Here is a 19,942-nt window from a genome sequence, read left to right as displayed (position 1 = left end):
GCGGTCCGCCGACAGGGCGGAACCGGACGCAGGGCCCGAATGACGGGGCAGCAATAAGAAGATGACGCACTGCTTAGAGTGCTGTGCCGCTGCCGTCAATCACCAGCCGCGCAATTGACTGCGCCGGACCCGGCCGCAGACAAAGAAAAAGGGGGCGCCGCCACGACGCCCCCCTTGTAGATGCGCTATTCCTTGGCGGTCAGCGCTTGTCCCAGCCCGGCACCGGGAAGATCGGATCGGCGGTCTTCACCGATTCCGGATAGACGGCCGCAAGACCCTTGCCCGGCATGTTCTGCATGATGACGTTCTGCATGCCGACCTGCTTGCCGCTTTCCTCGATCTTGTACGGCCCCGCCATGGTGACGATCTTGCCGCTGAGCGCCAGGGCGGCTTCCTTCATCTTGGCGGCGTCGGTGGTGCCGGCGGTCGCCAGGATCTTCTCGGTCACCACACCGGCGGCATAGGCCAGGGCGGTCTGGAAGTCGGCGTCATAGGCGACATCCGGGAACAGCGCCTTGTAGCGCTTGCCCACTTCCTCGCGGTTCAGCCCGTCGGTCACCTTCCAGTTGATGGCCGGGTGATAGAGCGTGTGGCTATAGATATATTCCGCATCCTTGCCGATGTCCTGGAACTGCGGCTGCGCGGCATAGAGCATGAAGGTGAACGGGAAGTTCACATTCATCTCCTTCATCTGGCGGACCATCGCCATCTGGTCGCCCTCATAGGCCACCGGATAGAAGAAGTCCGCGCCGGACGCCCGGGCCTTCTGGATCAGGATCGAGAAATCCTTGGTGCCGGCCGCGAACTTCTCGTACTGCGTGACCTGCAGGCCCTTTTCCTTCGCCAGCTTCTCGGCACCGGCGGCCATGCCGGCCGGGAAGGGCTCGTCCAGATAGACGATGGCGATCTTCTTGTTGCCGCCCAGCTTCGCCGCCAGCTCGACGCTGGGGATCGCCATCATCGAAGAAGCGATCTGCGAGGCGGAAATCAGGTACTTCGCGCCCTGGTCATAGATCGAATCGGACGCCGCCGACCAGATCACCAGGAACTTGTTGTTGCGTTCCGTCACCGCGGTGGCGGCGCTGGTGAGCGTGGAGCCGAACGGGCCGAACAGCAGATCGACCTTCTGCTCCTGGATCAACGTCTCATAGACGCGCGGTACCATCTGCTTGTCGGAGCGGTCATCCAGCTTCACCAGCTCGACCTTGTACTTCTTGCCGCCCATCTCCAGGCCGCCGCGACGGTTGACATCGTCCATCCAGATCTGCACGCCGCGCTCGCCCGACTGCGAGGCCAGCGCGAAACGGCCCGCCGACGAGACCGTCATGCCGATCTTCAGCGTCTCCTGCGCGCTGACCGGGCTTGGCAGCGTCAGCGCCGGCACGGCGAACGCCGCGACCGCCGCTGCGAGGGTGAATAGTTTCGGGAATTTCATCGTGATACCTCCTGAGCGCCCAGGTCTTGCGACCGGGCCCTTTCCCCGTGGATTTCTGGCGGGCGAGCCTGGCAACAAGCCATCCCGCCAATGCGACAAACGGCAATTTTCGGATCGTTTTTATGCCGTTCTGCGAAACGGCGGCATTGTCACTGTTGTGAAACCTATTTACAAGTGCCCGGAACAAATCGCCGCTGTCCCGCAGCGGACGCAAGGCCATTCCCGGATGGATGGCCGTCTATCCGAAGACCGAGGGGGCTTCTTTTATGGCAACGGATTCGAGGGACGATTCCGCGATTGCCGCCATCCGCAACCGCATCTGGTTCACGGTGATGGCTGTCATCGTCGCCGCGCTGGCGCTGGTGCCGGTGCTGGGCACGTCGCTGTCCTTCTCCTTCTACCTGATGCTGTGGATCACCATGGCGACCGGGCTGAACATCATCGCCGGCTTCACCGGCTACATGCCGCTTGGCTATGTCGCCTTCTACGGCATCGGCGCCTTCGCCACGGCGATCCTGACCAAGATGTTCGGCGTGCCGGTCTATGTCTCGATCCTGGTGGGCGGCGTCTGCGGCGTGCTGCTGAGCCTGCTGTTCGCGCCGACCCTGAAGCTGAAGGGCATCTACTTCGCCATCGTCAGCCTGGGCCTCGCCATCATCTGCCGGCTGGTCATCGTGAACCTGCCGGAAAGCTGGGCCGGCGGCAGCTACGGCATCAATCTCGGCCTCAGCATCTCCCCGGTCGTAACCTTCTATTACATGCTGGCGGTCATGGTGGCCGCCCTGCTGACCATCACCTGGCTGGCGCAGTCGCGCCTCGGCAAGGCGCTGCGGGCGATCCGCGACGATGATCAGGCCGCCGAGGTGATGGGCGTGAACGTGGTCGGCACGCGGCTGAAGGCCTGGATGCTCTCGGCGCTGTTCGGCGCGCTCGCCGGCGGGGTGGAGGCCTGGTACACCAACATCATCGATCCCGAAAGCGCCTTCCAGTTCCTGGTCACCGCAAAGACGGTGATCTACGCCATTGCCGGTGGCCTTGGCACCGTGACCGGGCCGGTGATCGGCGCCATCGTCATGGTCTGGGTGGACGACCTGATCTGGCAGCGTTTCCCGATCTTCAACCTGTTCCTGCTGGGCCTCGCAATCATCCTGCTGATCCTGTTCCTGCCGCGCGGCATCGTCGGCAGCATCATCCAGCGCAAGCCGTCCTGGCGGCGGTACATCCTGTAGGCCGGGGGACGAAAAGACATGACCTATCTGATTCTGAACGGCCTCGCCAACGGCCTCATCCTCGGCGTCATCTACGCGATGATCGGCGTCAGCCTGTCGCTGCTCTACGGCGTGCTGCAGGTAAAGAACTTCGCGCATGGCGAGTTCCTGATCGCCGGCGCCTATTTCTGCTATGTGCTCTACAACGCCTTCGATCTGCACCCGCTGCTGGCGCTGCCGCTGGCCTTCCTGTGCTTCATGGCGTTCGGCTGGCTGCTGAACAACCTCGTCATGCCGCGCCTGCAGCGTTCGGACGATCCGATGCTGGCCTCGCTGCTGGTGATGTATGGCGTGTCGCTGATGCTGGCGGCCAGCATGCTGCTGCTGTTCGAGGCGGATTTCCGCTCGCTGGATTTCAGCTTCCAGCCGATTTCCATGAAGGTCGGTATCCTGTATCTGCCGACCGCCCGACTGGTCGCCATGGGCGTCACCGTGGCGATCCTGCTGGCGCTGGCCTGGTTCCTCTATTTCACCCTGCCGGGCAAGGCGATCCGCGCCTCGATCATGAATCGCGACGCGGTGCAGATCGTCGGCGTGAACATCAACCGCCTGTCGGCCGCCGCCTTCGCCCTGTCCATCGGGCTGGCCGGGGCCAGCGGCGTGATGGTGTCGATGGTATTCCCGTCCTTCAACCCGTTTGTCGGCGTGGATTACACGCTGATCGGCTTCATCGTCGTGGTGCTGGGCGGCCTCGGCAATCCGATGGGCGCCATCCTGGGCGGCATCATCTTCGGGCTGGCGGAACAGATGTCCATCGTCTTCCTGCCGCAGACCATGGCGCCGATCATCGGCTTCTCGATCATGATCCTGGTGATCTTCTTCCGGCCCAACGGGCTGCTCGGCAAGGCGCGCGGGACGTGAGGGCGGCACGATGACGACGAACGACATCCTTCTGGAATCCCGCGATCTGGTGAAGCGCTTCGGCGGTCTGGTCGCGGTGAACGAGGTCTCCTTCACGCTGGAGCGCAACACAGTCCTCGGCCTGATCGGCATCAACGGGTCGGGCAAGACCACGGTGATGAACTGCGTGAACGGGCTGTACAAGGCCGATGGCGGCAGCATCAGATTCGACGGGGAGGAGCTGATCGGCCGCAGTCCGCATGAGGTGACGCGGCTGGGCATCGGGCGCACCTTCCAGGTGCCGCGCGTGTTCCGCCGGATGACGCTGATCGACAATCTGCTGGTGCCGCTGCTGGGCTCAGGCCTCAGCGACGCGGAGCTGACCGAGCAGGCGGAGGAGTGCCTCGCCCAGGTCAACCTCCACGGGCTACGCCAGAACTATGCGGAGGAACTGTCCGGCGGCCAGCAGAAGCTACTGGAGCTGGCCCGTCTCATCATGCTGGACCCGAAGCTGATCCTGCTGGACGAGCCTTTCGCCGGCGTGAATCCCTCGCTCTGCCAGCTGCTGCTGGAGCGCATCGAGGGGCTGCTGGAGAAGGGCAAGAGCTTCATCCTGGTCAGCCATGACCTCACCTCGATCTACCGCCTGTCGAGCCACATCGTGGTGCTGAACGAAGGCCGGAAGATCGCCGAGGGATCGGTCGATGAGGTGAAGAAGAATCCGGACGTGATCGAAGCCTATCTGGGGAGTGCCTCGGCATGACCGATACGCCCACACCAACGACGACTGCATCGCTGATGGAGATGCGCGATGTCTTCGTCTCTTACCATGGCGATATCAGCATCCTGAACGGCCTCAGCCTGAACATCCCGGAAGGCAAGATCACCGGCATTATCGGTCCAAACGGCGCCGGCAAATCGACCGCGCTGAAGACGCTCTATGGCTTCCTGAAGCCGCAGCGCGGCGAGATCCGGCTGGCCGGGGAGCGCATCGACGGGCTGGAACCCTACCAGTTCATCGAGCGCGGCATCGCCTATGTCCCGCAGAATCGCAGCCTGTTCAACGATCTGTCGGTCGAGGACAATCTGCGCCTGGGCTGCTGGGTCTTCCGCAAGGACAAGCCGCGGATGGAGCGCGCGCTGGAACGCGCCTATGCCCAGTTCCCGATCCTGAAGCAGAAGCGCAAGGACATGGCCGGCAGCATGTCGGGCGGCCAGCAGCGTTTCCTGGAGCTGGCGCGCGCGCTGGCGCTGGAGCCGAAGATCGTCATGCTGGACGAGCCGACAGCGATGATCGCGCCGAAGCTATCGCAGGAGCTGTACGCCTTCATCAAGGCGCTGCCGGAGCAGGGGGTAACCGTCATCCTGGTGGACCAGAATGTCCGCCAGTGCGTGAACGTCTCCGACCATGTCTATATCCTGGAACTCGGCCAGAACAAGGCGGATGGGGCCGCTGCCGACTTCAAGGGCGACAGCCGGATGCGCGAGATGATCGCGGAGTGGCTGGACTACAAGATCGACTGAGTAATGCGCAAACCGGCCTTGCCTCAGGCAAGGCCGGTGATCTTTCCGCCTTAGAGGTCGGTGCGTTCCGCCGCGATGGGCTTGCGGTCGGCCATGTTGAAGCGCTTGTCATAGATCGGCCTCCCGCCGGTGGTCGGGCCGGGATACTGCACGATCAGGATCTCGCCGCCGGTCTCTGTCCTGAACTCATCCTCGAAATGCGGGTCGGGGTGAAAGATCATCGTGCCGGGACCGTAGGTGCCGCCACCGATGCGGAACTCGCCCTCAAGGATGTACCAGATCTGCGCGAAATCATGCTTGTGCAGCGGATGGTGCGCCCCCGGTTCCAGCCTCAGGATGCCGGCATTCGGCTCGGTCGGCCGTTCCGGGCGCGGGTGGAACAGCATCTTGCCGGTCTCGCCCGGCCAGCGGATGGTCTCCCAGTCGATATCGTCGCGATGCCGGGCCTCGAAGGGCTGGTGGCCCTCACGGGCAATCGGTGCTGTCTGCTGGCTCATTCCTGATCCTCCCTGTTATCGTTTGGCCTGTTTTCGTTCGGCTGTGTGATCCCACCCGGATTCCACCAGTCCGGCCGCTCGCCTGGCCCGGTGGACGGCCCGGAGGGGTGGTGTGTCATCATCAGCACCCGCGCCGGCCCACCCTCGGCGGTGGCGGTGTGCGGAATGTCGGAGCGCAGATGGATGGCATCGCCGGTCGCCAGGACGGTGCTGGTCTCGCCCACGATGAAGCGCACCTGGCCTTCCAGCACGTAGCAGATTTCCTCGCCCGGATGCGAAAACCGGGTATCGGCGACGGGGCCGGCGGGCAGGTCCAGCAGGATTGCCTCGATACTGCGCCCGGCGCCGCCCTCGGAAACTGGAGTCCAGCGATAGCCGCTACCGGAAATGCCCGACGGCGCCGATTCGGCGGAGCGGAAAAGGGTGAAGCCCTTATCCTCGGCGGGTGGCGGGCCAATCAGATCGTGAAGCGTGCCGCCCAGCGCCTCGGCAATGCGGATGAGGTTGCCGACCGAAGTCTGCGCCTGTCCGCGCTCGACGCGCGACAGGAAGGAGAGGGACATGCCGGTCTGGCCGGCTAGCTCCGCAAGGGTCATCTGGCGCGCGGCCCGGCGTTCCCGGATGGAAATGCCGATCTGGCGCAAACTGTGATCGATGAGGTTCATTTGCACATGGAATTAATCAAGTTGCCTCACATGCAAGCATTATCCTCCTTCCGGTGCAACAGATTTTGTTTACTGTGCAAACACGACGACAACGCCGGTAACCGCGACGGAAATGCCTGTGTCGCGCGTTTTCTCCCATAGGACGAGCGACCGAAAGCAGGGGTTTCCCGCACTGTTCCCATCATCTAATAATCATTCGCGCCTACGCCGAGAGCCCTTTCCCAAGCTGGTTTCCCAACCGACTTCCATGGGGGCTGGTACGGCTCGGAGAGCTGGCGCCGGCGCCGCCTGCACCTATCTCTTCCGCATGGGTATTCATGACTGAGCCAGAGCTTCCTTCCTCCGCCGACCGGCCTGCCTCGGAGCGTCCTGTTTCGGGTCGTCCATCCTCTGGCCGCCCACTCTCTGGCCGGAGGGTCAGCGCGATCCTGTTTCTGGTGACGCTAGCGATTGCGGGCGTGCTTGCCTGGCATTACCTGTTGCGCACCCCGGAAGTTCCACAGCCCGGCCCCATGTCGCGTGGCGGGGGAGCCAATCCATGGGCGGCACCGGTGCCGGTCCGGGTGGTTCCGGCGGCCGTCGAGGATATGGCGGTCGAGGTGAAGGCCATCGGCACGGTGGCGCCAATGAACACTGTGGTGGTCCGCAGTCGGGTGGACGGGCTGCTGCACAGCGTCCTGTTTCAGGAAGGGGAGCGGGTCGAGGCCGGCGAGGTGCTGGCGGAGATCGACCCGGAGCCCTTCCGCGTCGCGCTCGCCCAGGCGGAAGGCACGTTGCAGCAGAACCTCGCCCAGTTGAAGAACGCGGAAAGCGACCTCGCCATCTACAAGCGGCTGTTCCAGCAGGATTCCATCGCCCGCCAGCAGCTCGACGCGCAGGAGGCGCTGGTGAACCAGCTGCGCGGAACGCTGATGACCAACCGCGCCCAGGTGGATAACGCCAAGCTGCAGCTTTCCTATACGAAGATCACCGCGCCGATCGGCGGACGCCTTGGCCTGCGCCGGATCGATGCTGGCAATCTGATCGCCAGCGGCGATACCGAAGGCCTTGTCACCATCACCCAGACCCAGCCGATTGCCGTGCAGTTCACCGTGCCCGAGGTACAGCTCGCCGATGTCCGTGCCGCACACCGGGCGGGCCGGCTGCTGGCGGTGGAGGCCTGGGACCGCAGCGAGCGGCAGATGCTGGCCGAAGGCGTGCTGACCACGCTGGACAATCAGATCGACATCGCCACAGGCACGCTGCGGCTGAAGGCGCAGTTCGAAAATGAAGACGATGCGCTGTTTCCCAACCAGTTCGTGAATGTGCGGCTGCGGGTGCGCACGCTGGAAGGGGCGGTCACCATTCCGGCCGATGCCGTGCAATATGGCGCGCAAGGCACATACGTTTATATGATCGTTGACGGCAAGGCGACGGTCCGGCCGGTCAGCCTCGGCCCCACCAGCGGCGGCCGGATTGCCGTTACGGAGAGTCTGACGAAAGGCGACGAGGTGGTGCTGGAAGGGCTGGACCGGCTGCGCGAGGGCAGGGAGGTCACCATCGTCAAGGAGGGCGGCTCCGGCAGCCCGGCCCAGAACACCCCCGCACAGCGGCAGAATCGCGGCGGCTGACGCCTCATGAACATCTCGCGCCCCTTCATCCTGCGGCCGGTCGCCACCTCACTCCTGATGCTGGCGCTGCTGCTGTCGGGCATCCTGACCTGGCGCCTGCTGCCGGTGGCGGCGCTGCCGCAGGTGGATTACCCGATCATCCAGGTCTTCACCTTCTATCCCGGCGCCAGCCCGGACGTGACGTCGCGCACCATCACCGCGCCGCTGGAACGCCGCCTCGGCCAGATTCCGGGCCTGAAGCAGATGTCTTCCAGCAGTTCCGGCGGGGCGTCGGTCATCACTCTGCAATTCGCGCTGACGGTCGATCTGGGCGTCGCCGAGCAGGAGGTCCAGTCGGCGCTTAGCACCGCCAGCAGCCTGCTGCCGAACGACCTGCCGGTGCCCCCGGTCTATCGCAAGGTGAATCCGGCCGATGCGCCGATCCTGACGCTGGCCATTACCTCGTCCGAGCTGCCGCTGCCGACCGTCTATGACCTGGTCGATACCCGCATGGCGCAGAAGCTGGCGCAGGTGTCCGGCGTCGGGCTGGTCAGCCTGGCCGGCGGGCAGCGCCCGGCGATCCGCGTGAAGGTCAACCCCGGTGCGCTCGCCACCGCCGGCCTGACGGTGGAGGATGTGCGCAGCGCCATCGCCAGCGCCAATGCGAACCAGGCCAAGGGCAGCTTCGACGGGCCGTTCCGCTCCACCCTACTGGATGCCAACGACCAGATCCGCACGGTGGACGGCTACCGTCAGCTGATCCTGACCTGGCAGGATGGCGCGGCCTTGCGGCTGGGCGATGTGGCCACGGTCGAGAATGGCGCGGAGGACCGCTTCCTGGCGGCCTGGTCCGGCGAGGTGCCGGCGATCCTGCTGAACATCCAGCGTCAGCCCGGCGCCAATGTGATCGACGTTGCCGACCGGGTGCGTACATTGCTGCCGCAGCTCTCATCCAGCCTGCCGGCATCGGTCACGGTCTCGGTCCTGACCGACCGCACGCAGAGCATCCGCGCCTCGGTGCGTGACGTGCAGATCGAACTGCTGTTCGCCATCGCGCTGGTGGTCGCCGTCACCTTCGCCTTTCTGGGCAATGCCCGCGCGACGATCATCCCCAGCGTGGTGGTGCCGCTGTCTCTGGTCGGCACCTTCGGGGTGATCTATCTGGCCGGATTCTCGATCAACAATCTGACGCTGATGGCGCTGACCATCGCCACCGGCTTCGTCGTCGATGACGCCATCGTCATGCTGGAGAATATCGCCCGCCACCGGGAGAAGGGGCTGCCGCCGCTGCAGGCCGCCCTGAAGGGCGCGTCGGAAATCAGCTTCACCCTGGTGTCGCTGACGCTGTCGCTGGTCGCGGTACTGATCCCGCTGCTGTTCATGGGCGATGTGGTGGGGCGGCTATTCCATGAGTTCGCCGTCACGCTGGCTATTGCCATCCTGATCTCGCTGGCCGTCTCGCTGACGCTGACGCCGATGATGAGTGCCCGCATGCTGCCGGCCCTGCATGCGAATGAGACCGGCAAGCCCGGCTTCATGGACCGGCTGATCGCGCGCTACGGGATCTGGCTGGACTGGGTGCTGCTGCACCGGACGCTGACAATGGGGGTGATGCTGGCGACGCTGGCGCTGACCGGCATCCTCTATCTCGCCGTACCCAAGGGCTTCTTCCCGGTGCAGGACAGCGGCGTCATCCAGGTGGTGACCGAAGCCCCGCAATCGATCTCCTTCCAGGCGATGGCCGAACGCCAGCAGGCGTTGGCAACGCGCATCCTGAAGGACCCAGATGTCGCCAACCTGTCCTCCTTCATCGGGGTGGATGGCAGCAACGCCACGCTGAACAGCGGCCGCATGCTGGTGAACCTGAAACCGCATGGGGAACGCGGCGCGTCGGCGACCGAGATCATCGCCCGGCTGCGCGGGGAGGTCAGCGACATCGTCGGCATCACTGCCTGGTTCCAGCCGGTGCAGGAGCTGACCATTGAGGACCGCGTCAGCCGCACGCAGTTCCAGTTCACCCTGAGCCACCCCGACCGCGAGGTGCTGGCACGCTGGGTGACGCCGTTGATGGAGGCGCTTCAGGCGCGGCCGGAGCTGGCCGACGTCGCCAATGACCTGATGAATGGCGGACTGCAGGCCTATGTCGAGATCGACCGTGACGCGGCGGCGCGCCTCGGCATCGACACCACGCAGATCGTCAGCGTGCTGCAGAGCGCCTTTGGGCAGCGGCAGATCGCCACCATGTTCACCCAGGCCAACCAGTATCGGGTGATCCTGGAAGTCGATCCGGCACAGGCGCAGGGGCCGGAAGCGCTGCAGGACGTGTTCATCCAGACGCCCGACGGCCAGCCCGTGCCGCTGCTTACTGTGGCACGGGTCAGCCAGCGCCAGACACCGCTGCTGATCAGCCATCAGGCGCAGTTTCCGGCGGTCACCATCTCCTTCAACCTGGCCGAGGAGGTGTCTCTGGGCGCCGCGGTCGAGGCCATTGAGGCGGTGGAAAGGGAGATCGGCCTGCCGGTGGAGGTGGAGCGCCGTTTCCAGGGGGCCGCCGAGGCCTTCCGCGCCTCGCTGTCCAACACGCTGTGGCTGATCCTGGCGGCGGTGGTGACGATGTATATTGTCCTTGGCGTGCTGTATGAGAGCACCATCCATCCAGTCACCATCCTGTCCACCCTGCCATCGGCGACGGTCGGCGCGCTGGCCGCACTGCTGCTGACCGGCCGGCCGCTTGATCTGATCGCGGTCATCGGCATCGTGCTGCTGATCGGGCTGGTGAAGAAGAACGGCATCATGATGGTCGATTTCGCGCTGGAGGCGCAGCGCCATCAGGGACTCAGCCCGCGCGATGCGATCCACCGCGCTGCGCTGCTGCGCTTCCGCCCGATCCTGATGACCACGCTGGCCGCGCTGTTCGGCGCCTTGCCGCTGATGCTGGCCAGCGGTAGCGGGGCGGAGCTGCGCCAGCCGCTGGGCATCGTCATGGTGGGCGGGCTGCTGGTCAGCCAGCTGCTGACCCTGTTCACCACACCGGTGGTCTATCTGTTCTTCGACCGGCTGACCCGGCGCCGCAGGGAAGCCGGCGAAGCGGCAGCGGGGCGCGGGGCGGCATGAACATCGCCCAACCCTTCATCCGCCGCCCGGTCGGCACCAGCCTGATGGCGCTGGCGCTGCTGCTGGTCGGCGTGCTGGCCTGGCGGTTGCTGCCGGTCTCGCCGCTGCCGCAGGTGGATTTCCCGTCCATCGTTGTCAGCGCCAGCCTGCCCGGCGCCAGCCCGGAAAGCATGGCCGCCACCGTTGCGACACCGCTGGAACGCGCGCTGGGCAGCATCGATGGTATCACCGCACTGACCTCCTCCAGCGCGCAGGGCACGACCCGGATCAACCTTCAGTTCGAGCTAGGGCGCGATATCCACGACGCTGCCCGTGACGTGCAGGCGGCGATCAATACGGTGCGCAACCAGCTGCCCAGCGGTATGCCGGGCCTGCCGACCTATCGCAAGATCAACCCGTCGCAGGCGCCGATCATGGCGCTGGCGGTCAGCTCGCCCAACCTGTCGCAGGGGCAGATATACGATGTCGCCTCGACCATCCTGGCGCAGAAGATCGCGCAGATATCCGGCGTCGGCGAGGTCAGCCTGGGCGGCGCCTCACTGCCCGCCGTCCGGGTGCAGCTGAACCCCGGCATGCTGGCGCATTACGGCATCGCGCTGGACGAGGTGCGCACGGCGATTGCCCAGACCAACCCGACCCGGCCGCTGGGGCTGGTGGAGGAGGGGGAGCGCCGCTGGCAGATCACCATCAGCGAGCCACTGCGCCAGGCGGCCGATTATGCGCCGCTGATCATCCGCTGGCAGGATGGCGCCGCGGTACGGTTGCAGGATGTGGCAAGCGTCACCGATTCGGTCGAGAACCGCTACCGCAGCGGGTTCCACAATGACCAGACCGCCGTGATCATGACGGTGAGCCGGCAGAGCGGCGCCAACATCGTCGAGACCATCGACGCCATCAACGAAAGGCTGCCGGAACTGCGCGCGCTGCTGCCTGCGGATGCCTCGCTGACCGTCGTCATGGACCGCTCGCCGGGCATCCGGGCGACGCTGAAGGAAGCACAGCTGACGCTGCTGCTGTCCTCGGCGCTGGTGGTGCTGGTGGTGTTCCTGTTCCTCGGCAGCGTGCGCACCGCGCTGATCCCCAGCATCGCCATCCCGGTGTCGCTGATCGGCGCCTGCGCCATCATCTACCTCTATGGCTTCTCGCTGAACAATCTGTCGCTGATGGCGCTGATTGTGGCGGCCGGGCTGGTGGTCGACGACGCCATCGTCGTGCTGGAGAACATCCAGCGTCATATCGAGGGCGGCCTGTCGCCCTACCGCGCCGCCCTGCGTGGCGCGCAGGAAGTGAACTTCACGCTGCTGGCGATGAATTTCTCGCTTGTCCTTGTTTTTCTTTCAATTTTGTTCATGGGCGGACTGATCCAGCGGCTGTTCCGCGAATTTTCCATCACGCTGGTGGCGGCTGTGCTGATCTCCCTGCTGCTGTCGGTAACGCTGACGCCGGCCATGTGCGCCCATCTGCTGCGCCGCCGGGTGGAGCGGCAGGCCGGCTGGCTCTCGCGCGCGACCGGCAGGCTGTTCGCCGATGTGCGCTCGCTCTATGCCGACAGCCTGGCCTGGACGCTGCGCCATGGCGTCGTCGTGCTGCTGATGCTGGGGGCGGTGATCGGTCTCAACATCTATCTCTACATCAGCATACCCAAGGGGTTGCTGCCGCAGCAGAGCACCTCGCAGATACGCGGTTTTGTGCGCGGCGATGACGGGTTTTCCTTTCAGGTGATGCAACCGAAGATCGAGGCCTACCGGCGCCTGCTGCTTGCCGACCCGGCGGTCAGCGATGTCGCCGGCACCAGCGGCGATAATGGCGGCGTCAGCAATGCCTCTCTGACCGTACAGTTAAAGCCGCTGACCGAACGCGGCGGCCTCAGTGCGCAGCAGGTCATCAACCGCATCCGCCGCAATGTGCCGCCGGTCCCGGGCGGCCTCCTGATCCTCTATGCCGATCAGGACATCAGGCTGGGTTTTTCCTTCAACCAGAGCGATTCCGAGCTGGTGCTGATGGCTGACGATATCGCGCTGCTGCAACGCTGGGCGCAGCGGGCCTCGGAAGCCATGCAGTCGATGCCGGAACTGGTCGATGTCTCGGCCGAGGGCGACAAGGGCACGCAGCAGGTCATCCTCGATATCGACCGGGAGGCAGCACGGCGCCTTGGCATCAACATGCAGACCATCACCGGCATCCTGGGCAACTCCTTCTCTCAGCGGCAGGTCGCCACGCTCTATGACGACCAGAACCAGTACCGCGTGGTGATGGAGCTGATGCCGGGCTACACCGCGCGCCCGACGGTGCTGGATCAGCTGCAGGCGATCACCGCCGATGGCGCGCGCGTGCCGCTCTCCAGCTTCAGCAGTTACCGCTACGGGCTGGCGGATGACCGCATCTATCACGATTCGCAGTTTGCCGCGGCCAGCATCGGCTATTCCCTCGCGCCCGGCGTGACCACCCAGCAGGCACAGGAAGCCATCGACCGCATGCTGGCGGAAATCCTGCTGCCGACAGAGGTGCAGGCCCGCACCGGCGGCCGGTCACGCGGCTTTCAGGAAAGCGTGCAGGCCCAGCCGCTGCTGATTGCCGGGGTGCTGCTGGCCGTCTATCTGCTGCTGGGTGTGCTGTATGAAAGCACGCTGCACCCGCTGACCATCCTGTCCACCTTGCCATCGGCGGGCATCGGAGCGCTGCTGGCCTTGCGCGGCAGCAACATGGAATTCACCCTGATCGCTTTGCTGGGGCTGTTCCTGCTGATCGGCATCGTCATGAAGAACGCCATCCTGATGGTGGATTTCGCACTGGAACGGCAGCGCCGCGATGGTGACAGCCCGTTTGAGGCCATCCACCATGCCGCCTTGTTGCGGCTGCGTCCGATCCTGATGACCAACCTGGCCGGCCTGCTGGGAGCGGTGCCGCTGGCCGCCGGGCTGGGAGAGGGGGCGGAGATGCGCCAGCCGCTTGGCATCGCCATCATTGGCGGGCTGGCGGTCAGCCAGCTGCTGACCCTCTACACGACCCCCGTGGTCTATCTCTATTTCGAGCGGCTGCGGCAATGGAGCCTGCGCCGCTTCGCCCGCACCGGATTTGCCTCATGACGCAACACGCCGCTTTCCCCGCCTTCTTGCTCGGTGCCGTGCTGCTGGCAGGCTGCACGGTCGGGCCGGATTACAGCCGCCCCGAGGTGCCGATTTCGGCCACCTACAAGCATGAAGCAGGGTGGCGCAGCCTTTCCACAGCGGAGCCGCCGCCGGTGGGCGCATGGTGGGTGCTCTATGACGATCCGGAACTCGACGGGCTGATGCGCGCGACCGCCGACTCGAACCTGTCGGTCGCGCAGGCCGAGGCCCGTTTCCGGCAGGCGCTGGCGCAGTTGCGGGTTTCCCGTGCCGGCGCACTGCCGCAGGTGCAGGGCAATGCCAGCATACAGCGCAGCGGGCGGGAAAATAATGGCAGCGGTTCCAGCCTTTCCAGCAGCAGCGACGGCACCGCCTACCAGCTTGGCGCGACCGCCAGCTGGGTGCCGGATCTGTGGGGCAAGGTGCGCCGGCAGCTGGAGGCCGACCGCGCCAGCATCGCCAGCAGCGCCGCCGATCTGGACGCCATGCGGCTCAGCATGCAATCGACCGTGGCGCAGGCCTATCTGCGTATCCGCGCCATCGACCTTTATCTCGGCCTGCTGGAACTGACGCGGGAGGCCTATACGCGCTCACTGGAGCTGACCCGCAACCAGTACAGCGCCGGGCTCGCCGCGCGGGCCGATGTCATCCAGTCGGAAGTGCAGCTGCAATCGCTGATGACGCAGGAGACTGACCTGCGCCAGCAGCGCCTGCTGGAGGAGAACGCGATTGCCGTGCTGCTGGGCCGCCCGCCTGCCGGGTTTTCCGTCGCCCGCACCGATGCGCTGCCGCCGCCACCCGCCATCCCGGCGCAGATGCCGTCCGCGCTGCTGGTCCGGCGTCCCGACGTGATTGCCGCCGAACGGCAGGTCGCCGTGGCCAATGCCAATATCGGCGTCGCCGAGGGTGCGTGGTTTCCCGACCTGACCCTGAGCGCGCAGGGCGCCCTGCAGGAGGGCCGCTTCATCGACCTGTTCAGCGCCCCGCAGCTTATCTGGTCGGTCGGACCGTCGCTGGCGGCAACCCTGTTCGACAGCGGCCGGCGCAGCGCGCTGGTCGAGCAGAGCCGTGCGCAATATGACGAACGGGTGGCCGCCTACCGACAGACCTTCCTCACCGGCATCCAGGAAGTCGAGGATGCGCTGGCAACGCTGCAGATGCTGAAGGCCAAGGCCGGCCAGCAGGCGCGGCTGGTCGAACTGGCGGAGGAAAATGAGCGGGTCGTGACCAACCGCTATCGCGCCGGGCTGGTGACCTTCCTGGAAGTCTCGGTGGCGCAGAACCAGACCTACACCAGTCGCCGCACGGCGCTGGAAATCAAGGCCGAGCAGCTCGCCGCCTCGATCCGCCTTATCGTGGCGCTGGGCGGGGGCTGGCGCTAGCCACGGCATTGCGCAGAATCTCGGCAATCTCCGCCATACGGTCCTGCATGCGGAACATCGGCCCGGCGATGACCACGGACAGCCGCCGCTCGCCCAACGGCAACGGAACGGCGACGCCGGCAAGGTCCGCGCTGTATTCGGCATGGCTGCTGTGCCAGCCGCGCGCGGCCTCTTCCGCCATCCGCGCCTCGACATCCTCCGCCGTTAGCGGCGTGGTCTCGCTGTGGCGCTGGAAATCGATGCGGCGATAGAGTGCCAGCCGCTCCTTCTTCGGATATTGCGTCAGCAGTGCCCGACCGGAGGAGGTGGCGTGGATCGGCAGCCGGTGGCCGGCCTGTGCGAAATAACGGATGGAGGCCGGCGATTCGACCACATCCAGGAAGACGGTCTGGGTACCGGCGGGCGCCACGATGGCTGCCGTCTCCCCGGTTTCCGCCGACAGACGCTCGATCAGCGGGTGGGCGAAATCCGGCAGCGGTTCCGCTGCCGCGATCTCCTGCGCCAGCGCCATCCAGCGCGGGCTGGGGTAATAACCAGCGCGCGGGCGCGGTTCATAGAGAAAGCCGCGCTCCGCTAGCGTCGTCAGGATGTTGAAGGTGGAAGACCGCGGCCAGCCGAACGCCGCCGACACCTCCGCCAGGGTCGCGGGCTGCCCACGCCTGGCGAAAAACTCCAGCAGATCGAGGACGTTGGCGGCCTGTCTTACAATCATGCGCGAATCGTCAGGCGGCGCCGGCGAGGCTGAGGATGCGTTCGGCACTGACCAGATGCGGCTTGTCGATCATCTTGCCGTCGATCTTGATGACGCCGAGCGCGCCATCCTGCTTGAAGGCGGCAACCACCTTGCGCGCCCATTCGATTTCCTCCGGCTTCGGCGTAAAGGCCTCATTCACCGCCTCGATATGCTTCGGGTGGATGACCGCCTTGGCAAGGAAGCCATCGCGCCGCGCCTCGGCGCATTCCTTCGCCAGCCCCTCCAGATTGTCGATGTCGGTATAGACCGTATCGACCGGCACCAGATCGGCGCCGGCGGCACCGGCAAGGCAAAGGTTCCGCGCCATGCGGTAGGGCTCGGTGAAGCCCTGCGCGTCGCGGTTGGCGGTGGAGCCCAGTGTTGCCGCCAGATCCTCCGCGCCCCACATCAGCCCCCAGAGCCGGGACGTGGCACCCTTGTAGCTGCCCAGCCCGAAGATGGAGGCCGCCGTCTCCGTGCCGATCGGCAGCAGCCGGATGGTGCCGAGTGGGATGCCGGCCGCACTCTCGAAAGCGTCGAGATAGAGCGAGACCTGGTTGGCATCCTCGCCATTCTGGCATTTCGGCAGCATGATCCCGTCCGGCCGGCCCGGCACCACGGCGGCGAGATCGCCCAGCGTCAGGCCGGTATCCAGCGCGTTAACCCGGACGAACAACTTCTTGCCGTTGCGGTCGCTCTCCAGCGAGGCGCGCACGGTGTGGCGCGCGCCTTCCTTCTGGTCGGCAGCGACCGAATCCTCCAGATCGAGGATCAGCGCATCGGCAGCCGAGGTCAGGGCGCGCTGGAACTTGCGCTCGCTGTCGCCGGGCACGAAAAGCAGGGACCGAATCTTCATCTCGTTTCTCTCCTAGGCGGCGGGCTTGCGCCGCATCATCGCGGTGCGGCGGCAGACCGCCACGGTTTCGTCCTTCTGGTTGGTCGCCCAATGCTCGAACTCGACCAGCCCGACCTCGGGCCGGGACTTGCTGTCGCGCAGCGAGACAACCTTCGTATGGGCCTTCAGCGTGTCGCCATGGAAGACCGGCTTGGGGAAGCGCACATCGGTCATCCCCAGATTGGCGACGGTGGTGCCCAGCGTGGTGTCATATACCGTCATGCCGACCAGAATGCCCAGCGTGTACATGCTGTTGAACAGCCGCTCGCCCCATTCTGTCCGGGCGGCGAAATGCGCGTCCAGATGCAGCGGCTGCGGGTTCATGGTCAGCAGGCTGAACATGGTGTTGTCCATCTCGGTCACGGTGCGCGACAGCGGATGATGGAACTCCTGTCCGACGGAGAATTCCTCGAAATATAGCCCGGCCATTGCTGGTTTCCTTTTCTTCAGCGGGGTCGTTCGTCAGGGCTGCCAACCGCGCTGCAGGCGAACAGCGCCTCGATGCGGCTGGCGTCGATGTTCCAGTCCGCCAGCACGGCGCGGCTGTCGGCCCCGGCGGCGATCGGTGCCGTGGGCAGCGGCGGTGCCGTGCGGCTGAAGCGCGGGGCAGGGGCCGGCTGGGCGATGCCGCCGATGACAGGAAAGGCGTCGCGCGCCCGGTTGTGCGGATGCTCCGGCGCCTCGTCCATCTCCAGCACCGGGGCGAAGCAGGAATCCGTGCCTTCCAGCAGCGCGCACCAGTCGGCGCGGTTCTTTTCCCTGAAGCGCGCGGCCAGCAGCTGCTTCGCCGCCGGCCAGGTGGCACTGTCCTCGACATCCGGGAATCTCTGGGGGTCGAAACCGATACGCTGCAGCAGCTCGCGCCGGAACTTCGCCTCGATGGGGGCGACGGCAACATATTTCCCGTCGGCGCATTCATAGACCTCATAATGCGGCGCGCCGGAATCCAGCAGGTTGCGGCCGCGCGGAGCGTCATGCATGCCGGCGGCGCGCAGCCCGAAGAACATGGTTCCCAGCAGCGCCACGCCATCGACCATTGCGGCATCGACGACCTGCCCCTTGCCCGAGTGCCGTGCTTCCAGCAGCGCGCAGACGAGGCCGAAGGCCAGCAGCATACCGCCACCGCCGAAATCGCCGACCAGATTGAGCGGCGGCGTAGGCGGCGCGCCTTCGCGCCCGATACCGGCCAGCATGCCGGCCAGCGCGATATAATTCATGTCGTGGCCGGCGCTGTGCGCCAGCGGCCCGTCCTGACCCCAGCCGGTCAGCCTTCCATAGACCAGCTTCGGGTTGCGGGCGAGGCAGGCCTCCGGCCCCAGCCCCAGCCGCTCCATCGTGCCGGGCCGGAACCCCTCGATCAGCGCATCGGCCCTTTCGACAAGATTGAGTGCCAGAGCAACGCCTTCCGGTCGCTTCAGGTCGATGGCGACGGAACGCCGGCCGCGATTCATCAGCTCGAACCGGGCCGGCTTCGGAATGCCGAGGCCGCTCGGTTCCAGCCGGTCGAGGCGCACCACCTCCGCCCCCATATCGGCCAGCAGCATGGCGCAGAACGGGGCCGGGCCAATGCCGGCGAATTCGAGAATGCGCAGCCCGGCGAGCGGGCCCTTGCGGTCGGTTTCAGTCATATGTCCCCCGCTGTTGATCGTACAGGGCGCGGGACAGCGCCTCGCGGAATTGCGGTGCGGCGATTGCGATCAACCGCTTTGCCCGCTCATCCAGCGTACAGCCGCGCAGGCCGGCCACGCCATATTCCGTGACGATGGCGTCCACATCGCTACGCGGCGTGGTGACGCTGGATACGCTGGCGACAATGCGGCTGAGCGTCCCGCCCTTCGCCGTGGCGGGCAGGGCGATGATGGCGCGCCCTCCCTCGGCAGCGTTGGCGCCGCGCACGAAATCCACCTGGCCGCCAACCGCCCCGACATAGCGCCCGTTCGCCATCTCCGCATTCACCTGACCGGTCAGATCGACCTCAATGGCGGAATTGACCGCGATGAAGCCATGCTGCCGCGCCAGCACCTCATGGCCGTGGGTATGGGCGGCGGGCCGCAGCGAGAAATCCCTGTTGTCATGCACGAAGTCGCGCAGCCGCTTCGTCCCCAGCAGCACGCCGACGACGCTGCGCCCGGCATCCAGGCTCTTGCGGGCGTTTGTGACCGCGCCGCCTTCCACCAGATCGACTAGCCGATCGCCCATGCTGCCGGAATGGATGCCGAGATCGCGGTGACCAGACAGCGCGGCCATCACCGCCTCCGGCAGGCTGCCGACGCCGAATTGCAGCGTCGCACCATCGGGGATCATCTCCACGACATGACGGGCAATGGTCTTGGAGGTTTCGTCGATGGGCGGCTGCGGAATATCCAGCGGCGGATAATCGGCTTCCACCAGCACATCCGGAACGATATCCGCCGGCAATTCGGCATCGTGAATCCAGGGTGCCGCCGGATTCACCTCGGCGATCACGCTGCGCGCGTGGCGTGCCGCCAGAACCGCATAATCGTTCGAGAAGCCAAGCCCGTAGCGGCCACTCTTCGGGTCGACGGAGAGTTGCAGCAGCACCACATCGGCCTTCAGCACGCCCTCCGCATAGGCGCGGTTCAGCGCTCTGTAATGCCAGGGCAAGACGTCCAGCCGGCCCGCCTTCGCAAGCTGCCCCGCCACGCCGACCGCGCCATAGGCGGAGACCGCGATGCCCTCCGCAGTGTCCGGCGCGAAACAGTCGGAGTAGCAGGCGCCGAGAAAGACCGAGAAGGGGCCGATCTCCGCTTTCTGCGCGACCAGCGCCCGGGTCAGGGTCAGCGGCTCCGCCGAGGCCTGCCCGAAGATCACCCGGTCGCCCGCCCGGACATGGGCAGCGATATCGAAGTTTTCGGCGGAAACCGGCTTCATC

Annotated in this window: 16 protein-coding genes; 8 read left to right on the top strand and 8 right to left on the bottom strand. The window is 65.8% G+C overall.

Going from position 1 to position 19,942, the window contains the following annotated elements:
• Positions 1-199: 199 nt before the first annotated feature.
• The gene (locus P24_RS10155; protein ID WP_008944627.1) at positions 200-1,435 is read right to left on the bottom strand and encodes an amino acid ABC transporter substrate-binding protein; all 1,236 of its coding nucleotides are present in this window, start codon (positions 1,433-1,435) and stop codon (positions 200-202) included.
• A 266-nt stretch (positions 1,436-1,701) separates the two neighbouring features.
• Between P24_RS10155 and P24_RS10150 the strand changes: the two genes are divergently transcribed.
• Genes P24_RS10150 through P24_RS10135 form a run of 4 tightly spaced genes read left to right on the top strand, consistent with a single transcriptional unit; the run spans position 1,702 to position 5,067 of the window.
• Positions 1,702-2,664, top strand: a complete 963-nt coding sequence (locus P24_RS10150) for a branched-chain amino acid ABC transporter permease (RefSeq protein WP_008944626.1) — start codon at positions 1,702-1,704, stop codon at positions 2,662-2,664.
• An 18-nt stretch (positions 2,665-2,682) separates the two neighbouring features.
• Complete coding sequence (locus P24_RS10145; protein ID WP_008944625.1) at positions 2,683-3,564, top strand: branched-chain amino acid ABC transporter permease; 882 nt, start codon at positions 2,683-2,685, stop codon at positions 3,562-3,564.
• 10 nt (positions 3,565-3,574) lie between these two features.
• Positions 3,575-4,306: an ABC transporter ATP-binding protein gene (locus tag P24_RS10140; protein ID WP_008944624.1), complete on the top strand. Its 732-nt coding sequence runs from the start codon at positions 3,575-3,577 to the stop codon at positions 4,304-4,306.
• Positions 4,303-5,067, top strand: a complete 765-nt coding sequence (locus tag P24_RS10135) for an ABC transporter ATP-binding protein (RefSeq protein WP_051013123.1) — start codon at positions 4,303-4,305, stop codon at positions 5,065-5,067. The genes P24_RS10140 and P24_RS10135 overlap by 4 nt, the downstream gene beginning before the upstream one ends.
• A 50-nt stretch (positions 5,068-5,117) precedes the next feature.
• Here P24_RS10135 and P24_RS10130 read toward each other — a convergent pair whose 3' ends face one another.
• Positions 5,118-5,564 (bottom strand): cupin domain-containing protein, encoded by a 447-nt coding sequence (locus P24_RS10130; protein WP_008944622.1) that lies wholly within the window; start codon positions 5,562-5,564, stop codon positions 5,118-5,120.
• The gene (locus P24_RS10125; protein WP_008944621.1) at positions 5,561-6,229 is read right to left on the bottom strand and encodes a helix-turn-helix domain-containing protein; all 669 of its coding nucleotides are present in this window, start codon (positions 6,227-6,229) and stop codon (positions 5,561-5,563) included. Before P24_RS10125 ends, P24_RS10130 begins: the two co-directional genes overlap by 4 nt.
• 317 nt (positions 6,230-6,546) lie before the next feature.
• Between P24_RS10125 and P24_RS10120 the strand changes: the two genes are divergently transcribed.
• From P24_RS10120 to P24_RS10105, 4 genes are read left to right on the top strand one after another with little or no spacing between them, the layout of a single operon-like run.
• Positions 6,547-7,839, top strand: coding sequence for an MdtA/MuxA family multidrug efflux RND transporter periplasmic adaptor subunit (locus P24_RS10120; RefSeq protein WP_083859684.1), 1,293 nt, complete (start codon positions 6,547-6,549; stop codon positions 7,837-7,839).
• Between the two features lie 6 nt (positions 7,840-7,845).
• Positions 7,846-10,932 carry a multidrug efflux RND transporter permease subunit gene (locus P24_RS10115; RefSeq protein WP_008944619.1) on the top strand — a complete coding sequence of 1,029 codons (3,087 nt, stop codon included), beginning with the start codon at positions 7,846-7,848 and terminating at the stop codon, positions 10,930-10,932.
• A complete protein-coding gene (locus P24_RS10110) occupies positions 10,929-14,018 on the top strand; it encodes an efflux RND transporter permease subunit (RefSeq protein ID WP_008944618.1) in 3,090 nt (1,029 codons plus the stop codon). Before P24_RS10115 ends, P24_RS10110 begins: the two co-directional genes overlap by 4 nt.
• Positions 14,015-15,421, top strand: a complete 1,407-nt coding sequence (locus P24_RS10105; RefSeq protein WP_008944617.1) for an efflux transporter outer membrane subunit — start codon at positions 14,015-14,017, stop codon at positions 15,419-15,421. Before P24_RS10110 ends, P24_RS10105 begins: the two co-directional genes overlap by 4 nt.
• Here the strand turns inward: P24_RS10105 and P24_RS10100 are convergent.
• From P24_RS10100 to P24_RS10080, 5 genes are read right to left on the bottom strand one after another with little or no spacing between them, the layout of a single operon-like run.
• On the bottom strand, positions 15,390-16,133 hold the full coding sequence (locus P24_RS10100) for an IclR family transcriptional regulator (protein WP_008944616.1): 744 nt from the start codon (positions 16,131-16,133) through the stop codon (positions 15,390-15,392). The genes P24_RS10105 and P24_RS10100 overlap by 32 nt on opposite strands.
• A 10-nt stretch (positions 16,134-16,143) precedes the next feature.
• Positions 16,144-17,010 carry an HpcH/HpaI aldolase/citrate lyase family protein gene (locus P24_RS10095; protein ID WP_008944615.1) on the bottom strand — a complete coding sequence of 289 codons (867 nt, stop codon included), beginning with the start codon at positions 17,008-17,010 and terminating at the stop codon, positions 16,144-16,146.
• A gap of 12 nt (positions 17,011-17,022) precedes the next feature.
• A complete protein-coding gene (locus tag P24_RS10090; RefSeq protein ID WP_008944614.1) occupies positions 17,023-17,478 on the bottom strand; it encodes a MaoC family dehydratase in 456 nt (151 codons plus the stop codon).
• A 17-nt stretch (positions 17,479-17,495) separates the two neighbouring features.
• Entirely contained in the window at positions 17,496-18,677 is a 1,182-nt protein-coding gene (locus P24_RS10085; RefSeq protein WP_008944613.1) for a CaiB/BaiF CoA transferase family protein, read from the bottom strand.
• Positions 18,670-19,941 carry an acetyl-CoA hydrolase/transferase family protein gene (locus P24_RS10080; RefSeq protein ID WP_008944612.1) on the bottom strand — a complete coding sequence of 424 codons (1,272 nt, stop codon included), beginning with the start codon at positions 19,939-19,941 and terminating at the stop codon, positions 18,670-18,672. Before P24_RS10080 ends, P24_RS10085 begins: the two co-directional genes overlap by 8 nt.
• Between the last annotated feature and the right edge of the window lies 1 nt (position 19,942).

The organism is Oceanibaculum indicum P24 (assembly GCF_000299935.1).
GTDB classification, from domain to species: Bacteria; Pseudomonadota; Alphaproteobacteria; order Oceanibaculales; family Oceanibaculaceae; genus Oceanibaculum; species Oceanibaculum indicum.
This window is presented reverse-complemented; position numbering and strand designations above follow the sequence as displayed.